This window comes from Verrucomicrobiota bacterium (assembly GCA_037139415.1).
GTDB lineage: Bacteria > Verrucomicrobiota > Verrucomicrobiia > Limisphaerales > Fontisphaeraceae > JBAXGN01.
Genome location: JBAXGN010000202.1, coordinates 1 through 14,356, shown reverse-complemented (window position 1 = coordinate 14,356; position 14,356 = coordinate 1). Strand labels below are relative to the sequence as shown.

Genomic DNA, 14,356 nt, shown 5'->3' with positions numbered 1-14,356 from the left:
TCCAGCAGGCCCTCCAAGGGGATTACCGCGAGGAGTATCTGTTTGTGCTGCGCCAAGCCTATGAGTTGTATCCCAACGCCAAAACCCTGATCACCAACGATTGCATCCGCCCGCAGGTATAGGGTGTTGCCTTGGTGACATGATTCGCCTTGTTTGCCGCAACACTTACAGTTACGGCAACGGACACGCTTCCTTTTGCCGCATGGCCGAATGGCGCGAGCTAATATCGCTCTCACTGACAGAGATGGCACGACACCCAGTGCTCCGGCGTGAATTCCCGCAACACCGGCACTTCTGTGCGGCAGCGCGCTTCCGCTATCGCGCAGCGCGGATGAAACGGACACCCCGCTGGTGGATGAATCGGGGAGGGGACATCCCCCGGCAACACAATGCGCGGGCGCTTGGAATCCGGGTCCACCACCGGCACGGCGGAAATCAGCGCCTGCGTGTAGGGATGCTTGGGCGCGCGGATCAGCGATTTGGCTTCCGCCAGCTCCACCACGCGGCCCAGGTACATCACCAGCACCCGGCGGCTGATGTGTTCCACCACCGCCAGGTCGTGCGCAATGAACAGGTACGCCAAGCCATGCTCCCGTTGCAAATCCTGGAGCAGATTGATCACCTGCGCCTGCACCGAGACATCCAGCGCGCTGACCGGTTCGTCGCAGATGATGAGTTGCGGGCGCACCGCCAAGGCGCGCGCGATGCCGATGCGCTGGCGTTGGCCGCCGCTGAACTCATGCGGATACCGTTCCGCGCTGGCCGGGTCCAACCCCACTTCCCGCAGCAGCCGGGCGATTTGTTCCCGGCGCTCCTCCGGCGCGGTGGCCATCCGGTGAATATCCATCGGTTCTCCGATGATCCGGCTGACGGTCATGCGTGGGTTCAACGATCCATACGGGTCCTGGAAAATCATCTGGAACTGCCGTCGTTTGCTGCGGAGTTCCGCGCCCGCCATCCGCGTAATGTCCTCGCCCGCAAAAATCACCCGCCCCTCCGTGGGCTCAATCAGGCGCATGATGGCCCGGCCCAACGTGGTTTTTCCGCATCCGCTCTCGCCCACCAAGCCCAGCGTTTCGCCCTCCTCCAAGTGAAACGCTACCCCATCCACCGCCTTGACCTGTCCCGGCGTCCGCCCCAGCAAGCCGTGCTGCACGGGGAAATGCACTTTCAGATTTTGAACTTCCAGCAGGCTCATGGCAGAGAATGCTCCCCCCGTTTGCCTATGGCAGTTCCTGCAGACGGATACGGCGGTATTCCATCTGGCCGCGGTCGCCTTCCAGGCCGATGGGGCCGGTGGGCGGTAATTTCAACGCTGCTTCCAGCACTTCGCCGTTGCAGGTGCAATAGGCGATGTCGCCCTTCACGGTGATGATCATCTCGTTCCAATCCTGCGGCTTGTATTGCGTCAGGGCCTTGTAGGGGCCGGCCAGCAGGTAGTCGCGGCATTGGAGTTGCGGCTTGCGGATGAATACGCCGCTATCCGCGTTGGGGGTGGCGCGGAATTCCAGCTTGAGCACAAAGTCCTTTGGAAACTCCCGCGTGGTGTAAAGCTGCGCCAGTTTGCGGCCCTCGGGCGGAGTCGTCACAATCAGCCGGCCGCGTTTGGCAACGTACCGGCCTTCACTGCTCGTCACCTGGCCATCGAAGTTATTGGTGCGATATCCCCAGCCGGTCAGGTCGCGGCCGTTGAAGAGGCTGATAAAGCCTGGCTCTGGCGTGAATGAGTCGGTTTCCGTTTCCAGGAAATCCAGCGTGGCAAACAAGGGGCGAAGCGCCGCCGCCCATTTGGCGTAGCCGATTTTGTTCGGGTGCAGCAGGTCGGGGAACTCCTCCTTCTTGGCGTCGCCCTGCGCATCGGCAAACAGGGTCCAGGTATCCAGCACGATGACCTGCGCGTCGCCCTTGACGGCGGCGGCGGCAAGCTGGTTGATTTTCTTGATCGCCTCCGCCGGGCGTTTCTTGCTGGCGGAACTGGGGAAGACCTGGGACAGCACGATGGGCATTTTGGCGTTGTGCTGTTTCAGTGCAGCAATGATCAGTTTCAAATTGGCGACAATCACTTCCGGGTCGGCCTGTTCCTCCAGGTCATTGGTGCCAATCAGCAGCACCACCCCGCTGGGATGCAGCGCAAGCACGTCGTCCTGCAAACGGAGCAACACCCCGCGCGTGGTGTCGCCGCTGATGCCGCGGTTGGCGACCTTCACCCCGGGGAAGTTGTTCCCCATGTTGTCGCCCCAACCTTGCGTGATGGAATCCCCAAGGAACACCAGTGAGTTCTGATCCTGCTCCACGCGTTTGGCCCAGGCGCTGCGGCGCTGCGCCCATAGATTGCGAAACCAATCGTAACGGCGAATGGGCCCGGCCCCGGCCAAGCCGTCGTCAGTGGCTGGAATTTGAAAGCGCGCGTCCGGTTCGACGGAACGCACCTCGGGTTTGGCCGGTTGAGCCGTCAGGTTGGCAACGAGAAGCCCCAATGACAGTGCGAGTGTAAAACGAGTGCCTAATTTCATAATCTTGTTAGGCGCATGATCCAAAAAGTCACCGGGCATTGCAAGGTTAGAAACTGACCGTACCCGCGATGACCGTTTGGGCATAAAGAAATCCGGTCCCCCCCAGTCAAGCACCATCCCGCAACCACCCGTAACGACAGTGTCATCATAGAAAGCGCCTAATAGTTCACCCCTAAAAAGTATCTACCAACATAATTTGACGAATTAAAAACGCGAAAAATATTCCCTCGTCACGCAACCACTCATTGACACCCAGGCAGGTTAGCGTAATTATCATGGCCGATGAAACTGACATGGAAAGATCATGAGGAAATCGCCTGGGCGTTGCTGGATAAGTTTCCCGACCAGGATCCGCTGAAACTCAGTTTTCCGAAGCTGCACAAACTGGTGTGCGAGTTGGAGGATTTTGGCGACGCGGCTGACGCCTCCAATGAGAAGGTGCTGGAGAACATCCAGATGGCCTGGTACGAAGAACGTAAATAATTTCCCCAAACGATATGAAACAAATCATTAAACCCGCCGGGGCCGCTGCGCCGGTCGGTCCATATAGTCATGCAGTACGCTCCGGAAACCTATTGTTCTCTTCCGGACAGATTCCCCTAGACCCGGCCACCGGCCAATTGGTTGCCGGGGATATCAAGGCGCAAACCACGCGCGTCCTGGAAAACCTCAAACTCATCCTGGCCGATCAGAAGCTCGGATTTGAGCACGTGATCAAGACCACGGTGTTCATGGTGAATCTGGGCGACTTTGCCGCCATGAACGAGGTGTACGCGCGCTATTTCACGACGGAACATCCCGCCCGTTCCACCATCCAAGTGGCGGCGCTACCCAAAGGCGCGGCGGTAGAAATTGAATTGGTGGCACAATACCCATGACAGGGATGCTTCACTCCGCCAACGCCCCTACCCCGCTGCATGATTTTAGCCTGAAAACCCGGTTATTGTTTGGCCACCGGTCGGCGGATCGGGTGGGCGAACTGGCGCGAGAATATGGCGCGCAAAAAGTTCTGCTGGTGACTGACGCCGGCGTGACCCAAGCCGGACATGCAGCCCGGGTTGAGCAAACCCTGCGCGCAGCCGGCCTCCACGTTACGGTATTCAACCAGGTGCGTGAAAATCCCACGGTGACCGATGTGGCACTGTGTTCTCAGGCCGCCCGCGAGGCACAGCCCGATTGCTTTATCGGCCTCGGCGGTGGCAGTGTGCTGGATGTCACCAAGGCGGCCAATCTGTTGCTGACCAATGGCGGGGAAATAAAAGATTTTTGCGGGAGCAACAAGGTGGCGCACCCCTTGCGCCCATGGATTGCCATTCCCACCACCACCGGCACGGGTAGCGAATGCCAATCTTCCCTGATCCTGGTAGATGAGTCGGCCCGGTGCAAACTGATTTGCCGCGACCCCAAACTCATTGCGCCAACCGCGCTGCTCGATCCCACGCTGGCCAGTTCCCAGCCACCCCGGGTAACGGCGGCGACCGGCATGAATGCCATCGCCCAGGCCGTGGAAAGCGCAGTGTCCCGCAAGCGCAACCCGCTGGCGCAATTATTTGCGCGGGAAGCCTTCCGGCTTTGTTATGGAAATTTGCTCAAGACCATGACGTTCCCGGACGACCTCGAGGCGCGCGGGCAAATGCTGCTCGGCGCGACCTATGCCGGATTGGCGGCGGAATGCGGGGGGCTTGGTGCGGCACACGCGGCGGCCTACCCGTTGGAAACCAACTGTAATGTCCTCCATGGCGTGGCGACCGGAGTGATGTTATCAGCGGTAATCCGGTTCAACGCGCAACAGGCACTCGCACGGAGCATTTATACTGATTTGGCGCGCCTGGCGATGCTGGATACCCCGGAAGCGTTATCCGAGGCCTTGGAACGTTTATTGGCGGATGCGAAACTCCCCCGGAGCCTATCCGCTTGCGGTGTGCCGCACAAAATGATCCCCGGGCTGACCGATGAGGCGGTAAAGCAATGGGCGGTGCCGTTCAATCCGCGTCCGGTGAACACCAGCGACTTTTCCAAACTGTACAACGCGGTCTTTTAACTCCTAACTCCCGACTTCCACCACTTCACTTCTGATCCATGATGGAGAGCTTGTATTCTTGGGAAAGGACACTTTCCGCGCGCGGTTCCGGAATGGCGTTTTTCTCAAAATCAATCTTGAACCGGTAGTATAGCGAATCGCGATTGGCGGGAATCGGAACCAGCGCCTCATAACGTCCCTTCAGCAACGGCGTGCGCTCCATGGGATAAAAGTCATGCCCGACCATAACGGAAGCCTTGACTGTTTGCGGGCGCAGCGCCGCCTCCTGGTGCGTCCACATCATCTCCAGGTTATACAGCCCGTTGGTATTGCGCGAAACCTGCGCCGGCGTCAAATTCGTCACGGTGTGACATCCCGTCGCCAGCATGGCCAGCGCCAGTAAAACCACAATTTGTTTCATCATCGTCATAGGTGGAAACGTTACAACCCAGCCGCCGCTTGTAAAGTTGGATTTCATAGTAAAATTATCCCATTGCTCATGCTCGTCTTCAGCCGATATTCCGGGCGTCACTTGGAACCCGTGTGGCCGTCCCCCAACAATTCCCCGACTTTGCCGGCAATATCAGCGTGGCGCATCAGGGATTCGCCCACCAAGATAGCGCGTGCGCCACAGCGGGCCAGGCGCTGAACATCGTCGTGGGTATGAATACCGCTTTCGGCCACCAGCAACGCTTCAGGGTGGCCGGCGCCAGCCCGCAGGCGTTCCGCCAACCGTTCCGTGGTGGCGAGGTCCACCTTGAATGTCTTCAGGTTGCGATTATTCACCCCCACCAACTGGGCGCCTGCCGCCAGCGCACGGTCCAGTTCCGCTTCGTCATGGGCTTCCACCAGCACCGTCAGACCGGCCTGGGTGGCCAGTTCATGGAAACGCCGCAGCCGGGTATGGTCGAGAATCGCCACAATCAACAGGATGGCGTCCGCCCCCCATTCAATCGCCTCCAGTATCTGCCGCGCATCAATGATAAAATCCTTGCGCAACAGGGGCAATTGAACCGCCTCACGGATGGCTTTCAAATAAGACAGCGAACCTTGGAAAAACTTCTCGTCCGTCAGCACCGACAGGCAACTGGCACCGGCGGCTTCGTAAGCCCGGGCAATCCGCACCGGATCGAAGTCCGGGCGAATCACCCCAGCGGAAGGCGAGGCTTTCTTCACCTCGGCAATCAGCGCAACCGGGCCACGCCGGGGCTGGCGCAAAGCCGCCAGAAAATCCCGTTGTCCGCGCCGATCCATCGCGGCCGCTAGCTCCGCGCCAGTAATCGTACCCGCTGGCAATTGCGCCACCTCGCGCTGCTTCTGCGCAACAATCGTATCGAGAATGTTCACGACTCCTCCTCGTCCTTGATGCCCTGCATGCGCTTCATGGGCCCCCCGGCGCGCAACCAACCGTTGACATAGGCATCCAGATCGCCATCCATCACTCCCTGGGTGTCACTGGTCTGCACGCCGGTGCGCAGGTCCTTCACCATGCGATACGGCTGGAAAACGTAGCTGCGAATCTGATTGCCCCAGGAGGTGCTGCCCTTCTCCCCGTAGAACCGCTCCATTTCCGCCTTCGCCGCGTCTTCGCGCAAGGCGTACATTTTGCTGAGCAGCAGCTTCATGGCCGCCGCCTTGTTCTGCACCTGCGAACGCTGCGCCTGCGACGCCGCCACCAAACCGGTGGGCAAATGCGTGATGCGCACGGCGGTCTCCACCTTGTTCACGTTCTGTCCGCCTTTGCCACCGGAACGAAACGTATCAATCTGCACTTCACTGGGCGGAATGACGATATCCGCGTCGGCCTCGACTTCCGCGATGACATCCACGCTGGCGAAACTGGTATGCCGGCGCTTATTCGCATCAAACGGCGAGATGCGCACCAGCCGATGCACCCCGCGCTCCGCTTTGCAAAAGCCGTAGGCGTTCTCGCCGCGAATCACCATGGTAACACTCTTGATGCCGGCCTGTTCGCCGGTCAGCACGTCGGTCACCTCCACTTCCCAACCGCGCCGCTCCGCCCAACGCTGATACATGCGCCAGAGCATTTCCGCCCAATCGCAGGCCTCGGTGCCACCGGCCCCGGAATTGATGCTGAAGATGCAATCATTGCGATCATGCGGGCCGGTGAGGAAAATCTTGAGTTCCAGGTTATCCACCTGCTCGAGGAACTTGGCCATGTCCCGCGCCATCTCCTGCTCCATCTTGAGCTGCGCCGTTTCCGGCTCGGCCTCGCCCAACTCAATGAGCACCTTGAAATCGTCAAGCTGCTTTTCGGCGGCGACGAGGGGATCAATCTTGCGCCGGATGGAATTCGCTTCCTCGATCAGCTTATGGGCCTGCTCATGATTATTCCAAAACGTATCGGCCGCCATCAATGATTCAATTTCGCCAAGCCGTTGTTGCAATCCGGGCACGTCAAAGAAACCTCCGCAGATGAATCAACTTCTCTGTGGCGGTGCCGGTCTGTCCCTTCAGTATATCGAACATAAGGCGGCGAAGGTACCGAACCGGTCCGGCCCTGAAAAGATTAAAATGGATTTTGCCCCGTCATTCATGCCTGCCCGAAGTGGCAGGAATCTGGAATCTGAACACCCCGGCTAGAGAAAAACGAACCATGCTATGGTTTTACACCTAAATTCCTCGTTGTTGACCGACAAATGCGTAAACTGCCTCATGACTGCGCAGCAACATGGTCTCATTTAGGGCGTTGTTATAGTCGAACCCCTTTTCTGGTCGAACCCCTTTTCCCTTTTCCGAACCCCTTTTCTGGGGGCAGACATGGCAAAAAAATTATCTGGCAAAAAAATTGAACTGAAGAAGATAGGAAATTGGAGCCAGGCGTTGGAACCTTCAAACCGCGAAACAGGCTAAAAACGCGAAATCGAAAGACAGGATGAACGGGATGGACAGGATGGAATAAGTCCGAAGCGCGAAAACGGAAATCCGAAAGAACTTTTGCAGAAATATTTTCGGGCAGAAAAATTTGACTGAAGAAGATAGGAGCTTGGGAGCCAGGGAGTTGGGGTGGCAGGAATCTGGAATCTGAACACCCCGGCTAGAGAAAAACGAACCATGCTATGGTTTTACACCTAAATTCCTCGTTGTTGACCGACAAATGCGTAAACTGCCTCATGACTGCGCAGCAACATGGTCTCATTTAGGGCGTTATTATAGTCGAACCCCTTTTCGGTTTATAGGCGCTCATATCGCTAAATCACGGCAGGCATTTCTCCAATTTGGCGATGAGGTCGAGGGCTTTTTGGACTTCGTGCTCGTAGAGCGGGGAACCGCCGCCGTGGGCGCCGGGATTCAGGACGCGTTCGGTGGTTTTGAGGACTTCATCGATCAGTTTGACGTTTTCCATCACCTTCCAGTTCTCGTCTTTGAGCAGGGAGCGGAGGTACTTGCGGGAACTCTTGAGCTTGCCGCGGTCAGCGGGGGCGAGGCCGGGTAACGCGTCCACATCATCATCACTTGCGGGAATGAGGTATTCCCGATGCGGTTCGGGCGTGCCGTTGAGGACGCGGTCGTAGAGCTGGGTCGGGATCTTCTCCAGCAACTTGTTCTTCGCGGCGCGGAGGTTCTCGGTGAGTGTGAAAAACTCGCCCGGCGGTAGCTTCTTCTTCTCGGTCCACTCGCGGAAGCGCTTTGCCAGGTCATCTGCCGCTTTGCGGAGGCAAATGGCGGCTTCGTCGAGGCTGTGGCCGTGGAGATATTCTTCGGCTTTTTGCAGCTCGGTCTTCTCGCTCTGGCAGGTGATGGTGGTTGCCGGGTCACCAACCAGGCGGATGAAACTCCAATCGGGGTGACTCATGCCGATGGTGCGGCGGAACTCGCGGAAGAATCCGAGATCGTGGGTGAGAATAATCTTTTGGTAATTGGACAGCGTGGCATCGGTTAGGAGGATTTCGACGACTTTCATCCGATTGCTCATGTCGAGGCTGACGAGCAGGTCGTCGAGAACGAGGAGTTTGAGATCGGATTCGTGCAGGTTGACCAGCGAGGCGGCGAAGCGGACGGAAAGCGCCAGTTGGGTCAGCTTTGCCTCATTCAGAAAGCTCTGCGGGCGAGTGATGGTTTTGCCCGGAACCTGGATTCCGAATTCGATAACGGGTTTCGTGAATGTTCGTGAATCAAAGTCGTAGGAAGGGAGTGTCGTGACGCCAAGCTTGAGCGTTACCTTCGCAGGGTCGTCAGCGGAAAAATGCTTGTCGTAGAAACGTTGGGCCTCGGCACTGATCCCGTCCACAATGCCCGGCAGAATTCCAGCAAAGGCTTTCGTGTCCGCGATAAAACCGCCGTATGCGTAGCTTCCCGCGAGTCCTCTGTATCCTTCTGGATTCGCAATGCCTGACTTGATGGCCTGCCAACTCTCCAGGGGAACCTTCCCCCCTGTTGAGACGCAGAATGGAAGGATTTCTTCCTCGAAAAGCGGCCAGAGATCCAACTTCTTGGAATGACGGAAATGGGAGAAGCCGAAAAAGAAGCGGTAGGTAATGAAGTCGCTGGCGAGGTCGCCTTTGAGGATGATTGGTTGTTGATGCGTCCCGTGGTCGGCTTGGCTGATGCGGTAGGTGGTGTCATTCTTCGTGGCGACATCGCGAAGGGTGAGGGCAATTTCGCCAGGCTTTGGTACTGCATCCGCCTGTTCGTGGATGTTCAGGAGATTTTCCTGTCCGACGGGATCGAAGTATTTGGCGATGGAGTTCTTCGGCTTCCGAGCGCTTTGAAGGAAAGTGTAGAGCGCCCAGTAGAGCGAAGATTTGCCGGAGCCGTTAGCGCCGTAAACGAGTAGGTGACGGCCTTCGAGATTGAGGGTGAACTCGCGGAAGGCTTTGAAGTTACGGATCTCGATTTTGTGGAGGCGGGATTTCATACGCGGCCCTCCTGTTTGATGACGGCGAGGAGGTCCGGGCTGTCGGCGGTGAGGCGGAGTAGGCGGTTACGGATGGGGTGGCTCGGGGCGTTAAACGTAGCGTGCAGGCGGGTGAGGAAATCGCGCTGCTGAGTTTCGCTGGCCACCGGATCATACGCGGCGAGGTGCGGGGCCACGATGTCGTGGAAGAGCAGGTCGCGCTCCGCCATGTGTTCTCGGAAGTAGCACTCCATCACGCAGGCCTCGATGAGGTCTTCGAGGAAGGCAGCGACTCCAGACAATGTCCCGTCAGCTTTCTCTGCAAGCAGACACTTTACGAGGGTTGAAGTAATAGCCTCTGCTTTCTTGCTGACCTCGGGGATTGGAAAGTTTTGGAGGTAAGCGGGCTTGTAACGGAAGTATCCGTTGGCAAGGACGCTGCCGGAAGTCCTCAGGTAGAACCAGAGCACCTTGCTATTCATCACCGCCAACAGGAACTCGTAACTCTCCCAGACCGCGTCGTGCTTGATGTAACCGTAGAGGGTGGTCGTAGTGTAATACTCACCGTGACAATCGAGAGTAAAATTCCCGCCGAGGGAAATGTATGGAGCTAAGAGCTTTGGTTTTCGAAAGAGCGTTTGGTTCTTCGGATAAATATAACGATACCAACGCTCGTCGCCGAGCAGACGTCCACGCTCACGTCCTTTCAAAACATCTGCGCAACGGAGCAAATACTGCCATCCATACGGAAATAGACCTTCAATTTCATTCGGACTCATGAGTTCAGCAGAGTCTTCTTCATCACTCTGTGTGAGCGAGTAGGGGAAAAGGACAAGATTATCGGTTCGAATCGGCTCGAAACGATGCACTTGATCCCCCATGAGAAGCGGGCGAACCAATCCTTTTTCAATTCTGATTCGCCCACCCAACTCGGAAGATGTGGCTTCCCAAATGGAACCTCGATCCACGGCTCCTTTGAGGAAATAGACGGAATCCTTGCTGCTTGCGATTCCTTGGAACATTTTAGCGAAAATCTGGCCAGCCGTTCTCTGGTGAATTTGGATCGCCGAAATTACCGCACTGCTCTTCCCGGCGGCTAGAATCCACGGTTCGTCTGACAATGAATCAAACGGAATGGTAGCAAACGATGATGGCTCAAGCTTGGAGAGTTCGTCTTCCAATGAAGTGGCTTTCGACTCCTCCGGAGCGATGCGGGAATACTTAAGTCCGCTTACCGGTAACCGGCCCATCCAAAGTAGCGAGGAATACGTGCAGGCGGAGAAGATTTGATGAGCACCAAAGCTTATCAGCTTGTGAACATTGCGGTGGTCTATGGCGAAGCGCCGGATGCCTTGCCCAAAAGATGCGTTCACCCATTTGTCGGGATTGATGAAGCTCAAGATGCCATTATTGCCGATCAACTGCATGCCGCGCTCCATGAAGATGACGTAGAGATCGAAGGAGCCAGTGGCGGCGCTGTAATGCTCCTTGTAGTATTCAGCAGCTTTGGGGTTCGTCTGCTGAATTCCCTGAATTCGCAGATACGGCGGGTTGCCGATGACAATGTCGAAACCGTCCTTCAAGGATTGCCCAAACATCCAGTGTGGATCGAAAAAGTCGGCGGTGGATTGCGGATCGAAGGGATCCCATTCGGCGACGTGTCTTGCTTTCTGAGTGATATCGGCATTTTGTTTTGCTCCCAGACCATTAACAATGGTGTCCGCGAGTTTCAGGCGGAGAACTTTGATTTTCTTCTGCAAAGCCAGCTTCTGATCGCGCCGCTGGATGCTGAAGTGCCCATGGTAGGCATCTTCGATTTCCTTTTCGATTGGCGCGATCAATGTTGTGATAAAGAGGTCGGGTTCCGGGATGGGCAGGCCGATGAGGGTATCGGCGGCGACGAACTTGGTTTCCAGATTGGGCAGCGGGCGGATGCCGTGGTTCTCCTGCTTGTTCCGGTTGGTCTTCTGGTCGCAGACGAGCGAGATGAAAAAGCGGAGCTTGGTGATCTGAATGGCGATGGGCTGGATGTCCACACCGTAGAGGCAGTTTTCGATGAGGTAGAGCTTGCGGCCGTAGTCGTCGTTGTTGTCGGCGAAGGCCCGTTCGAGTTCCTCGCGCATGGGGGCGGAGTCGAGCTTGGCGAGCTGGGTGTGCTTCCATCGGTCGTTGTCGGGGTCGAGCTTGCCGAGGATGTAAACGAGCTTGTGGAGAACGCCCATGGGGAAGGCGCCGGAGCCGCAGGCGGGGTCGAGGATTTTCAGGGCATCTATGGCGGCGATGAGGGTGGCGACTTCGGCGGGGGTGAAGGCGTGCTCTTTCTCGGTATAGGCAAAAATGAGGTCAAGCCCGGCGCGGGCGTCGGATTCCTTCATGCGGGCCTTTTCCACGAGGGCGCGGGTGAGGTGGGCTTTGAGGGATTCGTCCACCATGTAGTCCACGATGGGGCGTGGGGTGTAGAAGGAGCCGGTCTGCTTGCGGGCTGTGGTCTTGGTTTCCTCGTTGTAGGAGGCGAGGAGGTTTTCGAAGACTTTGCCGAGGAGTTCGGGATCGAGCGCGATTTCCTGATCAATGGGCGTGTTTTCAACGATGGTAAACTTGTAGCGATTCAGGATGTGGATGAGGCCGGTGATTTTTTCCGCTTTGCGCTTGGTGTCGCCGTAGGCGGTGGAGAGGTCGGCGGTTTCCCCGTTGTCGAAGAAGAGGCGATCGGGGACGAGGGGGCGCTTTCCGTCCGTGGTGAAACCGTCCAGACGCAACATGCGATTCTTGTCATTAGGGTCTTCTCTATCCAGACATTCGAAAAGACCACCATTCAAAAACGGTATGTCTGCGAAATGAGCGACGGCTGTGTCCGACTGAGTGAAATGTTCTGGGTAGCGGAACAGAGTTGTTACGCCATGCTCCTTGTTCTTTCCTTGGTATTTCTCCTTCGTAACGTAGCGGCGGTAGGGCTGGCCTTTGCTATCGTTGCCCATGCGCTGGTTGAGCGTGGCGAAGAAGAGGTTTTGCAGGATGGCCTGGTAGTAGGTGGAACTGGTTTCGCTCTCGGGATCGAATCCCTTGAGCATCTCGGCGAGGTCGGTGGGATGGAAAAGCTTTTCCGGAATGAGGTCCTTCTCCTTGAGGAACCAGCAGAAAATGAGGCGTGTGAGCAGGCGGATGAGGCCGGTGGCGCGGCGTTTCTCGTCGTCGGGTTCGAGGTCAGCGGGGAACTCGACTTGCGGGAGCGCCCAGAAATACCAGTTGGCCAGCTCACGGTAGAAGCGTTCATTGAGCAGTTCGACGTTGAAAATCTGCTCCCATGCGGCGTGGAGGGTGTCGAAGTCGTTGATGGGCTTCTTTTGCGGATGGACAAGATTGGTCAATGCCAGCGAATCGAGGATGTCGAGGTGGCCACGATGCGGCTGGGTGAAGTTGATGTCGCGGATGAGGGTGGCCTTTTCGAGGACGTCCTTGTCGGCTTCAATCTTGTTCCGCCGCCGGTTGATGACGGCGATGGTGAGCCGGTTCTGGTGCTTGAACAACACCATGACGGGCATCGGGAAGAGGCGATTGATCTGCCGGGAGATGGCGGAGAATTTACCACGCGCGTAGTCGCTGCCTTTCAGTTCGATGGCGATGAAGACATAGGATTTGAGCAGGCCGGCTTTGACCGAGGTGTCGGTGAAGAGGCTGGTCTCGCGGCTGAGTTCCTGGTCGGTGAGCTGGAAGAGAAGGTCCGCGGTCTTCCACTCAGGAACGAGGGCTTTGGCGGGATCGAAGGCGTGGCCGGAGTCGAAGAGATCGAGAAAGGACTGCGGCGAGGATCCGGCACCGGCGAGGAACTTGTCGCTCTTATAGCCCAGCTTGGCGAGAAGCTGGCGAGCGGCGTCCTTGAGCGGAAGGGGCTGGAAATGGGCGAGGGCAGTTTTCATGAAATTTATTGGAGGCGTTTCACGCTGCTGGCTGCGAGCAGGGTGCGCATCTGGGTGATGGCGATGCCGTTGAGCAGGGCGAGGCGCTCGGGCTGCGGCAGCCCTTGACGGACGAGGACGGAGTTCAGACTTTCAAGATTGGTCAGGACCACGAGCTGTTCCAGCGGAGCGTGATCCCGGATGTTGCCCTCGGCATCGGGATGGGCGTCGCGCCATTGTTTGGCGGTCTGGCCGAAGAGGGCGACGTTGAGCAGGTCGGCCTCGCTGGCATAAACGGCGGAGGCCTGCGCCTTGGTGACGGAGGGCGGGATGAGGGTTTCCTTGATGGCGTCGGTGTGGATGCGATAATTGATCTTGGCGAGGGTGCGCTGGAGGTTCCAATTCAGTTGGAGGCGGTCGTTTTCGTCGGCTTTGAGGCGGCGGAATTCCTTGACCAGATAGATTTTGAATTCCGGGCTGATCCACATGCCAAACTCAAAGGCGATGTCGGGATGGGCGAACGTTCCGCCGTAGCGCCCCGCAGTTGCCTTGAGGCCAATTGCATGGGTTTTTTCGACCCATTCCTTGACGCTTATTTTATAGCTGTTCAGACCGGCCTGACTTTTAATTATGGCGAATTCGCCATAATTAAAATCCGGATTGAAGACGGACTCCCAGATGCCGAGGAACTCCACCGTATTCCGGTTTCGGAGCCAATCGGCGATGAAAAAGTCCCCGTCCTTGGCTCGGAGCATGTCGGTAAGAGAAATGTAATCGCCTTCCTTAACCGAAAGAACCGTGACGGGAGTTCCCCGCACTTCGATGGTGGATGTTTTGGATTTATTCATGCTGGGGCCTTCCTGATGACGAGCCAGGTGATGAGATCGAAATCGGTGGATTCTTTGGCTTGATCCTGCTGGTTGGGAATCACAAAGTCGCGCCCAGATTGCAGACCGGCAGCCGCACGTTTCTGAAAGGTCCGGGCAATGGAAGCCACGGCGGCGGTGAGCAGCGTGTTGTAGAGGCTCATGTCCGCGCCGTTGTTCGTCTCGGTGTCGAACAACTGGCA

General features: G+C 57.2%; 12 protein-coding genes. 3 read left to right on the top strand and 9 right to left on the bottom strand.

Going from position 1 to position 14,356, the window contains the following annotated elements:
* Window positions 1-232: 232 nt before the first annotated feature.
* Both WCO56_25100 and WCO56_25095 read right to left on the bottom strand, forming a co-directional pair.
* Window positions 233-1,198, bottom strand: coding sequence for a dipeptide ABC transporter ATP-binding protein (locus tag WCO56_25100; GenBank protein MEI7732874.1), 966 nt, complete (start codon window positions 1,196-1,198; stop codon window positions 233-235).
* A gap of 25 nt (window positions 1,199-1,223) precedes the next feature.
* A complete protein-coding gene (locus WCO56_25095) occupies window positions 1,224-2,513 on the bottom strand; it encodes a GDSL-type esterase/lipase family protein (protein MEI7732873.1) in 1,290 nt (429 codons plus the stop codon).
* A 282-nt stretch (window positions 2,514-2,795) separates the two neighbouring features.
* On the opposite strand from WCO56_25095, the gene iscX reads away from it, so the two are divergent.
* From iscX to WCO56_25080, 3 genes are read left to right on the top strand one after another with little or no spacing between them, the layout of a single operon-like run.
* Entirely contained in the window at window positions 2,796-2,996 is a 201-nt protein-coding gene (iscX, locus tag WCO56_25090; protein MEI7732872.1) for a Fe-S cluster assembly protein IscX, read from the top strand.
* Window positions 2,997-3,010: 14 nt separating this feature from the next.
* Entirely contained in the window at window positions 3,011-3,391 is a 381-nt protein-coding gene (locus WCO56_25085; protein ID MEI7732871.1) for a RidA family protein, read from the top strand.
* On the top strand, window positions 3,388-4,554 hold the full coding sequence (locus tag WCO56_25080) for an iron-containing alcohol dehydrogenase (protein ID MEI7732870.1): 1,167 nt from the start codon (window positions 3,388-3,390) through the stop codon (window positions 4,552-4,554). The genes WCO56_25085 and WCO56_25080 overlap by 4 nt, the downstream gene beginning before the upstream one ends.
* Before the next feature lie 25 nt (window positions 4,555-4,579).
* Here the strand turns inward: WCO56_25080 and WCO56_25075 are convergent, their stop codons facing one another.
* The 7 genes from WCO56_25075 to WCO56_25045 form a co-directional block, all read right to left on the bottom strand.
* The gene (locus tag WCO56_25075) at window positions 4,580-4,963 is read right to left on the bottom strand and encodes a hypothetical protein (protein ID MEI7732869.1); all 384 of its coding nucleotides are present in this window, start codon (window positions 4,961-4,963) and stop codon (window positions 4,580-4,582) included.
* A 98-nt stretch (window positions 4,964-5,061) separates the two neighbouring features.
* Window positions 5,062-5,880, bottom strand: coding sequence for an indole-3-glycerol phosphate synthase TrpC (gene trpC / locus WCO56_25070; protein ID MEI7732868.1), 819 nt, complete (start codon window positions 5,878-5,880; stop codon window positions 5,062-5,064).
* Window positions 5,877-7,023 (bottom strand): peptide chain release factor 2 gene (prfB, locus tag WCO56_25065; GenBank protein MEI7732867.1). Its coding sequence is split into 2 segments (ribosomal slippage): window positions 5,877-6,953 and window positions 6,955-7,023, totalling 1,146 coding nucleotides; the frame shifts between segments, so codons are not numbered across the junction. Before prfB ends, trpC begins: the two co-directional genes overlap by 4 nt.
* Window positions 7,024-7,750: 727 nt before the next feature.
* Window positions 7,751-9,412, bottom strand: coding sequence for an AAA family ATPase (locus tag WCO56_25060; protein MEI7732866.1), 1,662 nt, complete (start codon window positions 9,410-9,412; stop codon window positions 7,751-7,753).
* Entirely contained in the window at window positions 9,409-13,308 is a 3,900-nt protein-coding gene (locus WCO56_25055) for an Eco57I restriction-modification methylase domain-containing protein (protein ID MEI7732865.1), read from the bottom strand. Before WCO56_25055 ends, WCO56_25060 begins: the two co-directional genes overlap by 4 nt.
* Before the next feature lie 5 nt (window positions 13,309-13,313).
* On the bottom strand, window positions 13,314-14,135 hold the full coding sequence (locus WCO56_25050) for a KilA-N domain-containing protein (GenBank protein ID MEI7732864.1): 822 nt from the start codon (window positions 14,133-14,135) through the stop codon (window positions 13,314-13,316).
* Window positions 14,132-14,356: hypothetical protein (locus WCO56_25045; GenBank protein ID MEI7732863.1), on the bottom strand; the 225-nt coding region annotated here is incomplete at its 5' end. The genes WCO56_25045 and WCO56_25050, both read right to left, overlap by 4 nt.

Coding starts and splice junctions, on each gene's coding strand:
- WCO56_25100 (MEI7732874.1), bottom strand. CDS start 1,198: ATGAGCCTGCTGGAAGTTCAAAATCTGAAAGTGCATTTCCCCGTGCAG.
- WCO56_25095 (MEI7732873.1), bottom strand. CDS start 2,513: ATGAAATTAGGCACTCGTTTTACACTCGCACTGTCATTGGGGCTTCTC.
- iscX (MEI7732872.1), top strand. CDS start 2,796: ATGAAACTGACATGGAAAGATCATGAGGAAATCGCCTGGGCGTTGCTG.
- WCO56_25085 (MEI7732871.1), top strand. CDS start 3,011: ATGAAACAAATCATTAAACCCGCCGGGGCCGCTGCGCCGGTCGGTCCA.
- WCO56_25080 (MEI7732870.1), top strand. CDS start 3,388: ATGACAGGGATGCTTCACTCCGCCAACGCCCCTACCCCGCTGCATGAT.
- WCO56_25075 (MEI7732869.1), bottom strand. CDS start 4,963: ATGACGATGATGAAACAAATTGTGGTTTTACTGGCGCTGGCCATGCTG.
- WCO56_25060 (MEI7732866.1), bottom strand. CDS start 9,412: ATGAAATCCCGCCTCCACAAAATCGAGATCCGTAACTTCAAAGCCTTC.
- WCO56_25055 (MEI7732865.1), bottom strand. CDS start 13,308: ATGAAAACTGCCCTCGCCCATTTCCAGCCCCTTCCGCTCAAGGACGCC.
- WCO56_25050 (MEI7732864.1), bottom strand. CDS start 14,135: ATGAATAAATCCAAAACATCCACCATCGAAGTGCGGGGAACTCCCGTC.